Genomic DNA, 15,377 nt, shown 5'->3' with positions numbered 1-15,377 from the left:
GGGCCACGGAGCGCACGGGACAAGCACCGGGCGGCGCCTTGACAAAAAAAGTTGTCGGTGTGACGGTGGGGCCATGGATGACGTGGCAGTGATCGACGATCCGGGGGCGGCCGAGGTCTCGCTGGACCCCGTGCGTGCCAGGCTGCTCGCCGAGCTGTCCGAACCCGGCTCGGCGACCACGCTGGCGCAGCGGGTCGGGCTGACCCGGCAGAAGGTCAACTACCACCTGCGCGCGCTGGAGCGGCACGGGCTGGTGGAGCTGGTCGAGGAGCGGCGCAAGGGCAACTGCACCGAACGCATGATGCGGGCGACCGCTGCCTCGTATGTGATCTCGCCGAGCGTCCTGGCCGCGGTCGAGCCCGATCCCGAGCGGTCCCCCGACCAGCTGTCCGCGCGCTGGCTGCTCGCGGTGGCCGCGCGGCTGGTGCGCGACGTGGGTGAGCTGATCACGGGCGCGGCAAGGACCCGCAAGCGGCTCGCGACGTTCGCCGTCGACGGCGAGGTCAGGTTCGCCTCCGCGGCCGACCGTGCCGCCTTCGCCGAGGAGCTGGCAGCGGCGGCGACGTCGCTGATCTCGAAGTACCACGACGAGTCCGCTGCCGGCGGGCGGTCGCACCGAGTCGTGATCGCCGTGCATCCGGCAGTCCGACGAGAAGAGAAGGGTTGATGATGTTCGTTCCCGTGACCAGCATCCTGGTCGACGACCAGGACAAGGCCCTGGCGTTCTACACTGACGCGCTGGGCTTCGTGAAGAAGACCGACATCCCGGTCGGCGACGCCAAGTGGCTGACCGTCGTGTCGCCCGACGCGCCGGACGGCGTCGAGCTGCTTCTCGAGCCGGACGGCAACCCCGGCGTCCAGATCGACGGCAGGCCGGCCGCGCAGGTGTACAAGAAGACGCTCTACGACGCGGGCATTCCGTTCACCATGCTCGGCAGCACGGACCTGCAGAAGGACTGCGAGCGGATGAGGGAACACGGGGTCAGGTTCACCCAGGAGCCGACGAAGACCGATTTCGGCGCGCAGGCGGTGTTCGACGACACCTGCGGCAACCTCATCGTCCTCACCCAGCAGGACTGATCACGGTGGACGAGCACCGGCGTCTCGCGAAGGAGGTCGAGCTCGCCGCCACCCCGGAACAGGTGTGGCAGGCGATCTCGACCCCGGAGGGCATGTCGCTCTGGTTCGTGCCGCACGAGCACACGGACGGGGAGATCGAGGCCGACTTCGGTGGCGGCAACAGCCAGGCCGGCCGGGTGCTGGAGCGGGAGCCGGGCAGGCGGGTCGTCTACGGAGCTCCCGGCCCGGACGGCGAACCCCCGATGACGATCGAGTTCCTGGTCGAGGGCAGGGAGGGCGGTACCACCGTGCTCCGCCTCGTCCAGAGTGGATTCTTCGGCGGCGACGACTGGGAGGACGAGTACGACGGCTTCGGCAAGGGCTGGGACATGTTCCTCCACAACCTGGCCGGGTACTTCCGGTACTTCGCCGGGCTGCCGGTGACCAACGTGGTCGCCACCGGGTTCACCACCCTGCCCGGCGAGACCGTGTGGGCCCGCCTGACCGGCCGGCTCGGCGGGGATCCGGCGCTCGGCGAGCGGGTGCGCCTCACCCCGGAGGGCCTCGAACCCATCGAGGGCGTGGTGGACCTGCGCGACAGGCTGCTGCTCGGCATCCGCACCGAGCACGGTTTCAGCCGCTTCATGGCCGACGATCTGCACCACATGGTGAGCACGACCCACTACTTCTACGGCGTCACGGTGGACCGCGAGTCCCGCACCGCCGCCTGGCAGTCCTGGATCGACCGCCTCACCGGGAACGAGAAGCCGTGACGGACCCCTCCCCGCGTCGTCGGCGGGCCTGATCGCCGGCGGTCACCGGCCGGCGGGGACTCACCCCGTCCGGTCGTCCGCGGGCACCGAGAGCCACACTGCCGTGTCGGCGGGCACCTCGCCGTCCGTCACGGGGGCGCTGGCCAGCAGCGTCCGGACGCCCTCGGGAAGCCGCAGCGGGGCGGGCCCGAAGTTGACCACGCAGCGCAGCCCGCTGCCGCGGTCGAAGGCGAGGTGGGAGGCGCCGGGCGGAGTGAGCAGCCGCAGCGGGCCGCCCGAGCGTGCGGGATGGTCCCGGCGGATGCGCAGCGCCGTCCGGTAGAGGGTCAGCATGGAGTCCGGATCGTCCTGCTGCGCCTCGGCCGTGAGAGCCGCCCAGTCGTCCGGCTGCGGGAACCAGCAGTCCGCTGCTGCGGCCGCGGAGAAGCCGTACGGCGGAAGACTCCCCGACCAGGGAAGAGGCACGCGGCAGCCGTCCCGTCCGCGCTCCGTGTGCCCCGAGCGTTCCCAGACGGGGTCGCGGAGCCGGTCGTCGGGCAGCTCCGCCTGCGGGAGTCCCAGCTCCTCGCCCTGGTAGACGTACGCGGTCCCGGGCAGCGCGAGCATCAGCAGCGCCGCGGCACGTGCCCGCCGCCGCCCCGAGCGTCCTCCGCCGAAGCGGGTGACCGGCCGTACCGAGTCATGGCTGGAGAGCACCCAGGTCACCGGGGCGCCGACCGACTCCATCGCGCGTGCCGAGTCGCCGATCACCCGGTGGAGTTCGGGCTGCTCCCAACGGCACTCCAGAAAGGCGAAGTTGAACGTCTGCTGCATTTCGTCGGAGCGTACGTAACGGGCGAGGCGCGAGGGTTCGAACACGGCCGCCTCGGCGACGAGCACCCTCTCCCGCGGCGCGCAGGAGCCGGGAGGTCCTGCCGGATGGCTGCTCAGCAGGGTGCGCCAGCGCCGGTAGAGGGGGTGCAGCTCCTCATGGTCGTAGTAGGGCATGAGGTGGTTGCGTGCCGGGTCCTCGTGCTGCCCGGCTCCCGCGTCCGGCAGGCCGCGGGCCTTGAACAGCGCGTGGGCGACGTCCACGCGGAAGCCGTCCACGCCGTGGTCCAGCCACCACCGCATGATGCGTGCGAACTCGGCGGGCACCTCGGGGTTGCGCCAGTCGAGGTCCGGCTGTTCGGGAGCGTGCAGGTGGAGATACCACTCGCCGTCGGCGGTCCGCGTCCAGGCGGGGCCGCCGAACGCGGACCGCCAGTCGTTGGGCGGCTCCGCGCCGTCCGGACCGCGCCCCGGCCGGAAGATGTAGCGGTCCCTGGCGGGGTCGCCGGGCGGCGCCGCGAGCGCGCTGCGGAACCAGGGGTGTTCGTGCGAGGTGTGGTTGGGGACGAGGTCGACCAGGACGCGCAGCCCCAGGCGGTGCGCCTCGGAGGTGAACGCGTCCAGGTCGGCGACCGTACCGACGTCGGACGCCACCGCGGTGTGGTCGCTGATGTCGTACCCCGCGTCGACGAGCGGCGAGGGGCAGAACGGCGTGAGCCACACCGCGTCGACGCCCAGTCCGTGCAGGTGGGGCAGGCGCTCCCGCGCTCCGGCGAGGTCGCCGACCCCGTCACCGTCGGAGTCGGCGAACGAGCGCGGGTGTATCTCGTAGCAGACGGCGTCGCGCCACCACTCGTCCCGTGCGCCGCCCCCGACGTGCCCTTCACCGCTCACGTGCCGGCCCTTCCGTGCCGCTGCGGCGGCGCGCGAGGGGGTTCCTTGCGGTGGCGGCCGCCTGCGGGGTGCCGTCACGCCCCGGGCGTCCGGGCGTCGGCCGGCTCACTCCGTGCGTTCCAGACGCGCGACGCCGATGTGCGCGTCAGCCATGCCGTAGAAGACGTAGCGCACGCCGTCGATCTCCTCGACCGCCGTGGGGAAGACGACGTTCGGCACCGTTCCCGAGCGCTCCTCCTCCGTCTCCGGGGCCATCAGCGGCCGGGAGGAGCGTGCGAGGACCTTCGCCGGGTCGGCCGGGTCGAGGATCATCGCCCCCGCCGCATAACTGACCTGCTGATTCGGCACGAACGGGTCCTCGATGCTGCCCGAGACGCCGTGGTGGATCAGCAGCCACCCCTCCTCGACCTGGATCGGCGCCGGCCCGGCGCCGATCTTCAGGCTCTCCCAGGGGTGTTCGGACAGCGCGACGAGACGGTGGTCGCGGGGCCGGGTGAGCGCGGTGATGTCCTTCTCGGCCTCCGCGACCGGGACGTAGGAGATCCAGATGCCCGGACGGTCGTCGCTCACGCCCGCGGGCAGATGCACCCCTTCACCGGGCCGGAACCAGGAGAGGTCCCACATGGGCCGGTGCAGCATCGCGTACGCGGGCGCACCGTCGGGGCCGGGCACCGGCGCCGGGAAGTGCACGACGTCCTTGTTGGGGAAGAGGTTGAGGTCGGTGTCCAGGTCGGCCTGGTAGGCGAACTGGAGCGGGCCCAGACGCCGCCACTCGCGCAGGTCCTGCGAGACGGCGAGCGCCGGTTTGGGCCCGAGCGGCCCGTAGGCGACGTAGGACATCACGTGGTGCCCGAGGCTCGGGATCCACGTCACCCTGGGGTCCTCGACTCCCGCGTTGTTCTTGCCGCGCTCCCAGCCCTCGTCGGGTGCGAGCACGACGCCACGCCGGGTCACGCCCGTCGGGACGCCCTCGGTCAGGGTCACTTCGGCCAGACCGACGCGGGAGACGTTGCCCTCGGCCACGAGGCGGGGCAGCAGGTGCAGGGTCCCGTCCTCCGTACGTCCCGAGGCGGGGTTGAGGACGCCTTCCGCTTCCAGCGGGTCCCCCGGGGAGGGCGACATCACGACGCCTGCACGGACGAGGCGGTAGGGGATGCCGTCGGTGGCGGGGAGTGCGGTGCGGTCGTTCACTGTGCGATCAGCCCTTGATTGCGGAGTCGATGTCGGTCTGGGTGAAGTGGCGCTGGAAGAGGAGGAAGAGCACGACGGCGGGGACCGCCAGCACGCACGCCCCGGCCATCACGGCGCCCGTCGGGTTGTCGACGGTGCCGCGCAGATTGCTCATGAAGCCCGCCAGCGAGACCGCCAGCGGCTGCATGTCCGCGTCCTTGGTCACCAGGAACGGCCAGAGGAACTCGTTCCACGGCCCGATGAAGGTGAGGAGGGTGCCGGTCAGCAGCGCGGGACGGGCCAGGGGGAGGGCCACGCGCCACAGGACGCGGAACTCGCCGGCGCCGTCGATCCGTGCCGCTTCGAAGAGTTCGGCGGGGAGCTGGAGGAAGAACTGGCGGAAGAGGAAGACAGCCGTGGAGTTGACCGCGAAGGGGAGGATCATCCCCAGATAGCTGTCGCCGAGTCCGTAGTCCCGCACCACCAGCACGTACAGCGGCAGCATCAGCAGCTGGAACGGGACCGTCTGGACGAGCAGCAGGGTCGCGAAGAGCGTGCCGCGCCCGCGGAAGTGCAGCCGGGCCAGGGCATATCCGGCGAGTACGCCCAGGACCAGCGTGCACAGCAGCACACCGATGGTGAACACTCCCGAGTTGACCAGCGAACTGCCCAGCGAGACGGCGCCGTTGACGGCCTCGTAGTTCTGGGTGCCGCTGCTGCCCGGCCGCGGCAGCGCCGATCCGAGTTCGCCCGTGTTCGCCTTCTGCAGCGACTCGCCGAACATGTACAGGAACGGGAAGAGGAAGGCGACGGCACCCAGCAGGAGCACCGCCATCTTCAGCGGACCGCCGGAACTGCGGCTGTGCTTCACGGCTCAGCCCTCCTTCTTCTCGGTGAACCTGCGGGCGACGAGGGAGAGCGCCACCACGAACAGCACGAGCACGACGCCGAGGGCGGCGGCGAAGTCCGGGTGGGCCTGCTCGATGCCCTTCTGGTAGAGGACCAGCACGGGCGAGGCCGAGGCGTGATCGGGCCCGCCGCCACCGGTGAGCAGGTACGGCTCGCTGAAGAGGTTGGAGCCGGTGATGATGGCGTAGACGGTGACGAGGGTGGTGGCGGGCCGTACGCCGGGCACCGTCACCGTCAGGAAGCTGCGGACACGGCCCGCGCCGTCCACGGCGGCCGACTCGTACAGCTCCCCGGGGACGCTCTGCAGGGCGGCCAGGTAGAGCATCACGAAGAAGCCGAGGTTCTTCCACGTCACGAAGACGGCCACGACGGGCATCGCCAGCGACGAGTTGACCAGCCACGAGGGGTCGGGCGCCAGGCCGCCCAGCGCGTGGTTGACCAGTCCGTCCGTGCCGAAGAGGTAGCTCCACACCGCGACGAGGGCGACGCTCGCCGTGATGTACGGAAGGTAGTAGGCAGCCCGGAAGAAGGAGCGCAGCGGCAGCTTCGAGTTGAGCGCCGAGGCGAGGACCAGGGACAGCACAACCGTCAGCGGCACGTTGATGACGAGGAAGACGGCGATGTTGTAGAAGGAGCGCTGGACGACCGGGTCGGTGAAGACGTCCTGGTAGTTGCGGAGTCCCACCCACGGCGCGTCCACTTCCGTGCCGGGCGCGGTGAAGTAGAAGCGGTGGAAGGACATCCACACCGTGTAGCCGAGCGGCACGGCGAAGACCACGAGCAGGAAGAGCGCGTACGGGGAGACGAACAGGGCACCCAGCGGCAGCCTGCGCAGCCGGCGCCCGTCGGCGGGCGCACGTGATATGAGGGGGAGACTCATCGGGACCTCGGTATCCGTCAGTACTCGTCGAGGATCTTGGTGACGTCGCGGGAGGCGTCGCGCAGCGCCGGGGCGGGCCGTTCACGGCCGAAGACGACGGAAGCCGTCCACCTGTCGCGCACGGCCTGCCACATGTCGATGGAGCCGGCGACGCTGGGCACCTCGACCGTGCGGTCCGCCTGCTCGGCGAAGCTCCTGTACGCGGGGTTCTTCTCGAACCACGGCCCGTAGGTCTTCAGCAGATCCGGACGCATGGGCATCTGGCCCGTGACATCGAGGAACCGGCCGTCCTGCCGCTCGGACGTGGCGAACTTCAGCACGTCCCAGGCGGTGGCCCGGTTCTTGCAGGCGCTGTACATCGCGACCGACTTCTCGTCGGAGAAGGTGCTGGTCTCGTCGAGCGAACGGCCCTGCGAGGTGGGCACGGGAACGACACCCCAGTCGATGCTGTCCTTGTACGCCGCCACCGCCCACGGCCCGGCGATGGTCATCGCGGCCTTGCCCGAAGCCATGGCGTCGCCGGGGAAGAGCTCCTGGGGCGCGAGCTTCTCGCGGTAGACGCTCCGCCAGAACTCCACCACCCTGCGGCCCGCGGGGCTGTCGAACTGGGGCTTGCCGTCCTTCACGAGCTGCTTCCCGCCGCTCTCCGCGATGAAGGACGCGTAGAAGTCGTACCAGGACTGGAAGAACTCGCTGCTGGGCGCGGGCCAGATGGCCGCCTTCGCCGCGCCGCTGCGGACGATCCTGCGGGAGCTGTCCAGGAAGTCGTCGTACGTCGACAGCTTCGGGTGCTCCGGATCGAGCCCCGCCTTCCTGAACAGCTTCTTGTTGTAGAGGATCATCACCGGGTTGCTCTTCCACGGCAGTTGGTAGAGCCTGCCGTCCTCGGAGCGGTACTGGCCGGCCCGTTCGCCCGTACGCGAGGTGACGTAGCGCTCGCCGTCCGGGAAGTCGTCGAGCGGGACGAGACCGGCCTGCTTCTGGAACTGCGGCACCGACGCGGGCGAGGTGTTGAAGACCAGACACGCGCTGTTGCCCGCGACGATCGAAGCGCTGAGCGCCTCCTCGGAGGTCTTCCCGGCCGGAATCTGCTGGGCCTTGATGCGCTGTCCCGGATGCGCCTCGTTCCACTCGGCGACCATCTTCTCGCCCCAGGCCACCTCTTGGGCGTTGTTCGACAGCCACACGGTGATCGGGCCCCGGGAGGACGCCGCCGTGGCGCTGTCGGGTGCCGTACGGGCACAGCCGGCGCTCGCGCCCGTCAGCGCGAGTGCGAGCAGCGCCGCTGCCGTCTTCCTCAGCAAGGCTCACTCCGTACTGTCGGTCCGGCTGCGGTGCGCGCACCCGGAGTCGTGCGGTCCCCGGCGGAAGCGGGGCGGGGAAGCGAAGCTCCGGCCGGTGCTCCTCCAGCCGGTGCGGGGCCCATCGAAGCGCGCGGCAGCAGCTCCGCCGGGGCGAGTTCGACGTCGTCCGCACGGCCCGCGGAGACGACTTCGTCCAGAGCACGCGCTGCGGCCGCGCCCCAACTGAGGGCGTCCGCCCGCGCGGAGGCCAGAGGGGGATGCGTGTAGGCGGCGAGGGGGGTGTCGTCGTAGCCGACGACGGAGAGGTCCTCCGGTACGGCCAGGCCCAGTTGGTGGGCGACGGCCAGACCGGCGGTCGCGGACAGGTCGTTGGCGTAGACGATGGCGGTGGGCCGCTCGTCGCCGAGCGCCAGCAGCTCGCGGGTCGCCGCCGCGCCGCCGTCGGCGGTGAACCCGCCCGGCAGCACGGGTCCGGGGGTCAGCCCCGCCGCGCGAACGGCCGCTTCCCACGACTCCTGCCGCCGGCGCGAGTGCCTGAACTCCTGCGGCCCGGCCACGTGGGCGATGCGCCGGTGCCCCAGCTCCACCAGGCGCCCGACGGCGTGGGTGAAGGCAGGACGGTCGTCCAGACCGACCGCGCACAGCCCCTGCGCGCATTCCGGATCGCCCACCACCACGGCGGGCAGGCGGAGCCGTCCGGTGAGGGCGGGACGGGGGTCCTCGACCCGCATGTCGGTGAGCAGGACGCCGTCGACGCGGCGGTCGGCCGCCAGCCGCTCGTACGCCGCCGCCTCGTTGCCGGGGCCGGTCACGTGCAGCACGAGCGAGTCGCCCCTGGGCGAGAGCACCGATTCGACGCCGGCGATGAAGGCGGGGAAGAACGGGTCGGCGCCGATGGCGTCGGTCTCCCGCGTCAGGACGAGACCGAACGCCCCGGCCTTTCCGTGGGAGAGGGCCTGGGCGGGGCGGCTGGGGCGCCAGTCGAGTTCGGCGGCGGCGGCGAGGATGCGCGTCTTGGTGTCCTCGGCCAGACCGGGGCGGCCGTTCAGCGCGAAGGAGACGGCGCTCGGGGAGACGCCGGCGAGCTTCGCCACGTCCGCGATGGTGGGACGCCGGTCTCTTGCTGCCATGGAACGGGCCTGTCTGTACGTCGGTGGTGGGCGCGCCGACGCCGGGTCGGCGTGCGTCGGCGGGGGTGCGCACGCGGCGCACCGCGCAGAGCGGTGACGAAGTGCGCAGTGTCGGGCGTTATGTTGCGTTTAAACCGCTTTAACTCCCGCGCAATGCCTGCACTTAATCGGATGGCCGTACGAGGTGTCAACGGGTGTGCGGCGAATCTTCTCCACCGCCCCTGGGCCGCACCGGGCCGCCGCCGGTGTCGCCGCCCGTCGGCTGCGCCTCCGCCGGCCGCGCTTACCGGGGAGGTAATCGACCCGGGGAGCGGTGCACGGCACGGTGAGGGGACGGGTCCCGGACCGGCGCACTCCGGCCCGGGGCCCGTCTCCTGCGTGATGCACTGGGCCGTCAACTCCTCGGAGCTGCGCGGCCGTCGGGTCCGAGCCGCGTGCCGGCACTCCGGACCCCTGCCGTGGGGTACGGGTGCGGGGTACGGGGTGCGGCTACGGCACGAGCAGCCGCAGGTTCCTGGCCGTCTCCGGACCGGCGGGCAGGAACGCCTCCACCGCGAGTTCCGAGACGGTCACGTCCACCGGTGTGTTGAAGGTGGTGATCGTCGAGAGGAACGAGAGCCTGTGCCCCTCGTGTTCGATGACGAGCGGCAGTGCGAACGGGCTGTCGCCGCCGGCGCTCTCCTCACCGCCCGGCGGCAGCGGGAAAGCCGTGACCTCCTCGTACAGCGTGCGCAGCTCCTCGGACCGGAGCAGCGCCAACTGCCGTTCCATCTGCCGCAGCAGATGACCGCGCCATTCGCGGAAGTTCCGGATGCGCGGTGCCAGACCCCGTGGATGCAGGGTGATGCGCATGGCGTTGAGGGGCGGAGCGAGCAGGTCGACGGAGACGCCCTCCAGCAGCATGGCGATGCCTCGGTTGGCCGCGATCACGTCGTACGTACCGTCCACGGCGAGCGCCGGGTACGGCTCGTAGGCCGAGACCGTCCGCTCCAGGTCGGCGCGGAGGGACTCCAGAGCGGGGGAGTCCGTCGGCGTCCGCGGGAAGTGGGGCGCGTAACCGGCCGCCACGAGCAGGGAGTTGCGCTCCCTCACGGGCACGTCCAGCTGCTCGGCCAGCCGCAGCACCATGCCGCGGCCGGGCACGGAGCGGCCGGTCTCGATGAAGCTGATGTGGCGGGACGAGGAGCCGGCCCGCAGGGCGAGTTCGAGCTGGCTGAGTCCCGCGCGCTGCCGCCAGCCGCGCAGCATCGGGCCCACCGCGCTGCGTCCGCCGCCCCGTTCGCCTCCGGCACCCTGTTCGCCGCCGCCCCGTTCGCCTCCGGCGTGGCCGCCGTTCCGCGCGTCTCCGGCGGCCGGACCCCTCTCGGCGCTCGTCATGGGCCAAGCCTACGGCGCGAGTCGGCCTCGTCGGCCGCCCGCCGGGCGTGCCGGGCTGCCGGATCCTACGCTTGTGGGAGACCTCGAGAGGAAGCGAGAACCACCTCATGGCCCCCGAAGCTCTGAGCCGGCAGCAGACCGAGGAAGCACTGGCCGGCCTGACCGGCTGGACGACGGACGGCGAGAGCATCAGCCGTACGTACTCCTTCGCCAAGCATCTCCCCGCCGCCGCGATGGTCGTCCATGTGGCCGCCATCCAGGAGGAGTTGAACCACCACTCGGAGATGTCGCTGGGCTACAGCAAGCTGTCGGTGACGGTGAACACCCACAGCGTCGGCGGAAAGGTCACGGACAAGGACGTCCAACTCGCCCGCCGCATCGAGGAGATCGCGTCCGGACACGGCGCGAGCTGACACCGCCGCGACCGGCCGGGGCCCGGCGGCCGGGGTTCGCAGCCGGCCGCCGGGCCCCCTCCCCGGCGCTGTCAGTCGGTCCTCAGGGTCAGGCCGTACTCCGACAGCGGTTCGCTCACCGGCTGGTAGTAGGTGGTGCCTCCGACGGAGCAGTCGCCCGAGCCGCCGGACGTGGTCCCCTGCGCCTGGTCGCTGGAGATGAACGGCCCGCCGGAGTCGCCGGGTTCGGCGCACACGGTGCTCCGTGTCAGTCCCTCGACCGTGCCCTCCTCGTAGGTGATGGTCGCTTCGTGCTGTTCGATCGTGCCGCAGCGCCACCCGCTGGTCGATCCGGAGCGGCAGACCGACGAACCCGCCGGCATCCGCTGCGACCCGGAGACCGTCACGTTCGCGCCGCCCGTCCCCTTCACGTACGGCGTCGCCCGCCAGCCGCTGTTCGCCTCGACCCAGCCGTAGTCGTCGCCCGGGAAGGAGCGGGCCCGCACGGTGCCCTGTGACGCCCGGTTGTGACCGGTCGTCTTCGCACCCGCCCTGCCGCAGTGCCCGGCCGTCAGGAAGCCCTCCTTGCTGCCCTTGGTGACGGAGAAACCGATCGAGCAGCGCGTGGAACCGTTGGCGTAGTACGCGTCCCCGCCGCGCAGGTCGTCCGCGTAGAGACGGGGGCGCTCCGCTGACTGCGTCACCCGGACAAGTCCCGGCGTGGCACCGCTCCTTGTGAGGAAGTCCTTCGCCGCAGCGGGCTGACCCGCCCGTACGAGCACGCTGTTGGACTGCACGTCCACCGCCCAGACGGACGCACCGCGAGGCGCCCGCTTCAGAGCCGTACGGTCCAGAGCCTCCTTGGCCGTCTCAAGTTCGGCGAAGCTGTGTTCGACCACTTTGGCGGTGGCACCGGCGGCGGTGATCACGCGAGTGTCGCGCCGGTCGGTGGTGGCCACGGTCAGCTTCGAGGTCGATCCGGTGACCCAGGCGCCTCCGTAGCGGGGCCCCAGCTTCTTGCGGAGGGACCTCTCGACGGCCGCCGCGCGCCGCTCGTTGACGAGCCGGGTCCTGGCCTGGGACGTGGTGATGCCCAGGTCGCGGCTGATGCTCTTGAGCATCCCGGGAGCCACCTCGGGTGCGGGATCCGCACCGCCGACGGGGGCCTGCCCGGGGGGAGAGGGCTCCGCGACGGCGGGCAGGGAGCCGATGGCGAGGGCGCCGACGGCCATGGCCGTGGCGGCGAGGACAGGGACCTTACGGGGCATGCGCTCTCCTCGTTCGCTGGTGCACGGGCGTGACCGGCCCATGCTTCAGCGTCCGGCCGCTCTGCGAGCGGCACCACCGGTGGGTGGACCAGATGGGCGCACGTGCCGGCCGCCGGCCGGGGGACCACGACGCGGCCTGTCGCGTCAGGGGCGGGACCGGGCCGTGAGGTGCACGGTCTCGTGCACGGTGTGCCTCCGTCCTCACCTGACGGGACGAGAGCGGCGCACGCCGGTGGGCTCGTTCGTGCCGCTGTGCCCCACGGCGGACGCCGCTGCCCGGTGGTCCCGGGCAGCGGCGTCCGCCGTCGCACGACCGCAGGCCGCGCCTGCGCGGCGCTGAACTCCCCCCGGACGGTCAGCCGGTGAAGTGCATCGAGTCCGGGTCGGGGCCCAGCCGGGTGCCGGAGTCGAGGCCGGCGACGGTGTCCAGGTCGCCGGCGTCCAGCTCGAAGTCGAAGACGTCGATGTTCTCCCTGATACGGGCGGGGGTGACGGACTTCGGGATCACCACGTTGCCCACCTGGAGGTGCCAGCGGAGCACGACCTGCGCGGACGTCTTGCCGTGCTTCTCGGCGAGGGCCTTCAGCTCCGGCTCCTGCAGCAGCTCCTTGCCCTGGCCCAGCGGCGACCACGCCTCGGTCGCGATGCCGTGGTCCGCGTGGAAGGCGCGGGGGCCGCTCTGCTGAAGATGCGGGTGGAGCTCGATCTGGTTGAGGGCCGGCACGGTGCCCGTCTCGTCCAGCAGCCGCTGCAGGTGCGGCGGGTGGAAGTTCGAGACGCCGACGGCCTTCGCCCTGCCCTCGGCGTGGATCTTCTCGAAGGCCTTCCAGGTCTCCACGTACTTGCCGGTGTCCGGCATGGGCCAGTGGATGAGGTACAGATCGACGTAGTCCAGGCCGAGGCGCTCCAGCGAGGCGTCGAAGGCCCGCAGGGCGGAGTCGTGGCCCTGCTCGGAGTTCCACAGCTTGGTCGTGACGAAGAGGTCCTCGCGGGGCACACCGGAGGCGGCGATGCCCTGACCCGTGCCGCGCTCGTTCTCGTAGACGGCCGCCGTGTCGATGCTGCGGTAACCCGCTTCGAGCGCGGTGCCCACGGCACGCGCCGCCTCGTCGTCGGGCACCTGCCAGACGCCGAAGCCGAGCTGCGGCATGACGCTGCCGTTGTTGAGGGTGATGGCGGGAACGTTGCTCACGAGCGTTCGGTCCTCACGTTCGGATAGACGGTGCGCATTCCACCTGGTCAACGGTCATCCGCGGCGGGACATTCCGAGGGCGACCGGCTCGCCCCGCCTCACCTGCGGTCAGTGCTGGTAGAGCGCTTCGATCTCGACGGCGTAGGCCGTCTCGATCGCCTTCCGCTTCAGCTTCAGCGACGGTGTGACGAAGCCGTGTTCCTCGGTGAACTGCGCGGCCAGTATCCGGAAGGTCCGGATCGACTCGGCCTGGGAGACCTGGGTGTTGGCGGCCACGACGGCACGCCGGACCTCGGTCTCCAGATCCGGGTCGCGCACGAGTTCCTGGGCCCGCATCTCCGGCTTCTCCCGCATCGCCAGCCAGTGCGTGACGGCATCCGGGTCGAGGGTGACGAGAGCCGAGACGTACGGGCGGTCGTTGCCGACCACGATGCACTGGGCGACCAGCGGGTGAGCGCGCACGCGCTCCTCCAGCACGCCGGGGGAGACGCTCTTGCCGTTGGAGGTGACCAGGATCTCCTTCTTGCGCCCGGTGATGGTCAGATAGCCGTCCTCGTCGAGCGAGCCGAGGTCGCCCGTCGCGAGCCAGCCGTCGTGCAGGGCTTCGTCGGTGCCCTTGGGGTTGTTGAGGTAGCCCTGGAAGACCTGGCCGCCGCGGAGCCAGATCTCCCCGTCGTCGGCGATGTGCACCGTCGTGCCGGGCAGGGGCTGGCCCACGGTGCCGAACTTGGTCCGGCCAGGCGGGTTGACGCAGGCTCCGGCGCTGGTCTCCGTCAGGCCGTAACCCTCGTAGATGCGCATGCCGATGCCGTCGAAGAACAGCCCGAGGCGCCGTTCCATCGCCGAGCCGCCCGACATCGCCGCATGGCACCGGCCGCCCAAGGCTTCGCGGAGCTTGCTGTAGACGAGCGTGTCGAAGACCTGGTGCTTCACCCGCAGGGCCGGGCTCGGGCCGGGGCCCGTGCGGAACGCCTTGTGCTCGACCGCCTCCGCGTAGCGGACCGCCACGTCCACCGCCTTCTCGAAGGGGCCGATCTTGCCTTCGAGTTCGGCCTTGCGGCGCGACGCCTGGAAGATCTTCTCGAAGAGGTGCGGCACGGCGAGCATGAACGTCGGCTTGAAGGACTCCAGGTCCGGGAGCAGCGCCTCCGCCGCCATGACGGGCTGGTGGGCCAGCTTGACCTTCGCGCGGATGCACACCAGCTGCACCATCCGTCCGAAGACGTGGGCGAGCGGCAGGAAGAGCAGCAGGGAGGGCGGTTCGCCGGGCTTGGAGCTGAAGACTTCCTGGTAGCGGCTCATCAGGGCGTCGGAGTCTGCGAGGAAGTTGGCGTGGGTGAGGACACACCCCTTGGGGCGTCCCGTCGTGCCGGACGTGTAGATGATCGTGGCCGTCGAGTCCGGTGTGACGGCGAGCCGGTGGCGGTGGACGATGTCGTCGTCCAGGTGGGTGCCGGCGGCCATGAGTTCCTTCTCCGCCTGCGCGTCGAGCTGCCACAGCCTCTTCAGCCGCGGCAGCCGGTCGATGACGGAGCCGACCGTCATGGCGTGGTCCTCGTGCTCGACGATGGCCGCGGCCACCTCCGCGTCGTGCAGCATCCAGCAGACCTGCTCGGCGGAGGAGGTGGGGTAGACGGGCACGACGTGGGCTCCGACGGCCCACAGGGCGAAGTCGAGGAGGGTCCACTCGTAGCGCGTGCGGGACATGACGGCGACGCGGTCCCCGAAGCGGATGCCCTCGGCCAGCAGCCCCTTGGCCATGGCCAGTACCTGATCGCGGAATTCGGCGGCGGTCACGTCCTGCCACTCGCCTGCTGAATCCTTACGGCACAGAGCAACCCGGTCGGGGTCCTCGGTGGCGTAGTCGAAAACGGCGTCAGCCAGCCCCCCAACTTGGGGCGTGGGCGCCACAGCCGGGACGGTGAACTCGCGCAATGGTTCTGCTCCTCGACGTGCAGTGCACAGCTGTATGGCACAGCGCGAGCGACCGTATCCGATGAAACGGCTGGTGGGGAGGGGTACTGATTTCAACAGCCCGGGCATTTGCGGGCATTTCGGGAGCTCGTCGTGAGGTTGTTGCACCCCGCACGACTTTTCTGCACTGAACCTCCCCGAGTAAACCGGCCGCTCAGTACGGTGGCGTACGCCAAGCCGCGAAACCACCCGGCACCGGACGAAACACCCTCCGCCGAGCTGTGCGTTCCGGCACCCGAGTATGC

General features: G+C 71.0%; 14 protein-coding genes. 4 read left to right on the top strand and 10 right to left on the bottom strand.

The window, feature by feature from the left end; all coding sequences use genetic code 11:
- The first annotated feature begins 73 nt into the window (after positions 1 to 73).
- The 3 genes from ACFPA8_RS18925 to ACFPA8_RS18915 are packed head-to-tail and all read left to right on the top strand — an operon-like array spanning position 74 to position 1,832.
- Positions 74 to 667, top strand: coding sequence for an ArsR/SmtB family transcription factor (locus ACFPA8_RS18925; RefSeq protein ID WP_386450012.1), 594 nt, complete (start codon positions 74 to 76; stop codon positions 665 to 667).
- 14 nt (positions 668 to 681) lie between these two features.
- Complete coding sequence (locus tag ACFPA8_RS18920; protein WP_386450010.1) at positions 682 to 1,080, top strand: VOC family protein; 399 nt, start codon at positions 682 to 684, stop codon at positions 1,078 to 1,080.
- A gap of 5 nt (positions 1,081 to 1,085) precedes the next feature.
- The gene (locus tag ACFPA8_RS18915) at positions 1,086 to 1,832 is read left to right on the top strand and encodes an SRPBCC family protein (RefSeq protein WP_386450008.1); all 747 of its coding nucleotides are present in this window, start codon (positions 1,086 to 1,088) and stop codon (positions 1,830 to 1,832) included.
- 60 nt (positions 1,833 to 1,892) lie between these two features.
- Here ACFPA8_RS18915 and ACFPA8_RS18910 read toward each other — a convergent pair whose 3' ends face one another.
- The 7 genes from ACFPA8_RS18910 to ACFPA8_RS18880 all read right to left on the bottom strand — a co-directional run bounded on the left by ACFPA8_RS18910 (position 1,893) and on the right by ACFPA8_RS18880 (position 10,177).
- The gene (locus tag ACFPA8_RS18910; RefSeq protein WP_386450006.1) at positions 1,893 to 3,536 is read right to left on the bottom strand and encodes a glycoside hydrolase family 13 protein; all 1,644 of its coding nucleotides are present in this window, start codon (positions 3,534 to 3,536) and stop codon (positions 1,893 to 1,895) included.
- 105 nt (positions 3,537 to 3,641) lie between these two features.
- A complete protein-coding gene (locus ACFPA8_RS18905; protein WP_386450461.1) occupies positions 3,642 to 4,658 on the bottom strand; it encodes a glycoside hydrolase family 130 protein in 1,017 nt (338 codons plus the stop codon).
- 76 nt (positions 4,659 to 4,734) lie between these two features.
- Positions 4,735 to 5,541 (bottom strand): carbohydrate ABC transporter permease, encoded by an 807-nt coding sequence (locus ACFPA8_RS18900; RefSeq protein ID WP_386450459.1) that lies wholly within the window; start codon positions 5,539 to 5,541, stop codon positions 4,735 to 4,737.
- Between the two features lie 39 nt (positions 5,542 to 5,580).
- Positions 5,581 to 6,495 (bottom strand): carbohydrate ABC transporter permease, encoded by a 915-nt coding sequence (locus ACFPA8_RS18895; protein WP_386450004.1) that lies wholly within the window; start codon positions 6,493 to 6,495, stop codon positions 5,581 to 5,583.
- 17 nt (positions 6,496 to 6,512) lie between these two features.
- Positions 6,513 to 7,799 carry an extracellular solute-binding protein gene (locus ACFPA8_RS18890; RefSeq protein WP_386450002.1) on the bottom strand — a complete coding sequence of 429 codons (1,287 nt, stop codon included), beginning with the start codon at positions 7,797 to 7,799 and terminating at the stop codon, positions 6,513 to 6,515.
- Positions 7,793 to 8,929: a LacI family DNA-binding transcriptional regulator gene (locus ACFPA8_RS18885; RefSeq protein WP_386450000.1), complete on the bottom strand. Its 1,137-nt coding sequence runs from the start codon at positions 8,927 to 8,929 to the stop codon at positions 7,793 to 7,795. Before ACFPA8_RS18885 ends, ACFPA8_RS18890 begins: the two co-directional genes overlap by 7 nt.
- Positions 8,930 to 9,418: 489 nt before the next feature.
- On the bottom strand, positions 9,419 to 10,177 hold the full coding sequence (locus ACFPA8_RS18880) for a helix-turn-helix domain-containing protein (RefSeq protein ID WP_386450457.1): 759 nt from the start codon (positions 10,175 to 10,177) through the stop codon (positions 9,419 to 9,421).
- Between the two features lie 236 nt (positions 10,178 to 10,413).
- On the opposite strand from ACFPA8_RS18880, the gene ACFPA8_RS18875 reads away from it, so the two are divergent.
- A complete protein-coding gene (locus tag ACFPA8_RS18875; RefSeq protein ID WP_386449998.1) occupies positions 10,414 to 10,719 on the top strand; it encodes a 4a-hydroxytetrahydrobiopterin dehydratase in 306 nt (101 codons plus the stop codon).
- 71 nt (positions 10,720 to 10,790) lie between these two features.
- Here ACFPA8_RS18875 and ACFPA8_RS18870 read toward each other — a convergent pair whose 3' ends face one another.
- The 3 genes from ACFPA8_RS18870 to ACFPA8_RS18860 form a co-directional block, all read right to left on the bottom strand.
- Positions 10,791 to 11,966 (bottom strand): S1 family peptidase, encoded by a 1,176-nt coding sequence (locus ACFPA8_RS18870; protein WP_386449996.1) that lies wholly within the window; start codon positions 11,964 to 11,966, stop codon positions 10,791 to 10,793.
- Positions 11,967 to 12,321: 355 nt separating this feature from the next.
- Complete coding sequence (locus ACFPA8_RS18865; protein ID WP_386449994.1) at positions 12,322 to 13,158, bottom strand: aldo/keto reductase; 837 nt, start codon at positions 13,156 to 13,158, stop codon at positions 12,322 to 12,324.
- A 108-nt stretch (positions 13,159 to 13,266) separates the two neighbouring features.
- Positions 13,267 to 15,093, bottom strand: coding sequence for an AMP-dependent synthetase/ligase (locus ACFPA8_RS18860; RefSeq protein WP_386449992.1), 1,827 nt, complete (start codon positions 15,091 to 15,093; stop codon positions 13,267 to 13,269).
- Positions 15,094 to 15,377: the final 284 nt, after the last annotated feature.

The organism is Streptomyces ovatisporus, from assembly GCF_042653885.1.
GTDB lineage: Bacteria > Actinomycetota > Actinomycetes > Streptomycetales > Streptomycetaceae > Streptomyces > Streptomyces ovatisporus.
Note: the sequence above shows the minus strand (reverse complement) of the source record. Positions and strands in the feature narration are given on the sequence as shown.

Coding starts and splice junctions, on each gene's coding strand:
- ACFPA8_RS18925 (WP_386450012.1), top strand. CDS start 74: ATGGATGACGTGGCAGTGATCGACGATCCGGGGGCGGCCGAGGTCTCG.
- ACFPA8_RS18900 (WP_386450459.1), bottom strand. CDS start 5,541: ATGGCGGTGCTCCTGCTGGGTGCCGTCGCCTTCCTCTTCCCGTTCCTG.
- ACFPA8_RS18895 (WP_386450004.1), bottom strand. CDS start 6,495: ATGAGTCTCCCCCTCATATCACGTGCGCCCGCCGACGGGCGCCGGCTG.
- ACFPA8_RS18880 (WP_386450457.1), bottom strand. CDS start 10,177: ATGCTGCGCGGCTGGCGGCAGCGCGCGGGACTCAGCCAGCTCGAACTC.
- ACFPA8_RS18885 (WP_386450000.1), bottom strand. CDS start 8,929: ATGGCAGCAAGAGACCGGCGTCCCACCATCGCGGACGTGGCGAAGCTC.
- ACFPA8_RS18870 (WP_386449996.1), bottom strand. CDS start 11,966: ATGCCCCGTAAGGTCCCTGTCCTCGCCGCCACGGCCATGGCCGTCGGC.
- ACFPA8_RS18875 (WP_386449998.1), top strand. CDS start 10,414: ATGGCCCCCGAAGCTCTGAGCCGGCAGCAGACCGAGGAAGCACTGGCC.
- ACFPA8_RS18905 (WP_386450461.1), bottom strand. CDS start 4,658: ATGTCGCCCTCCCCGGGGGACCCGCTGGAAGCGGAAGGCGTCCTCAAC.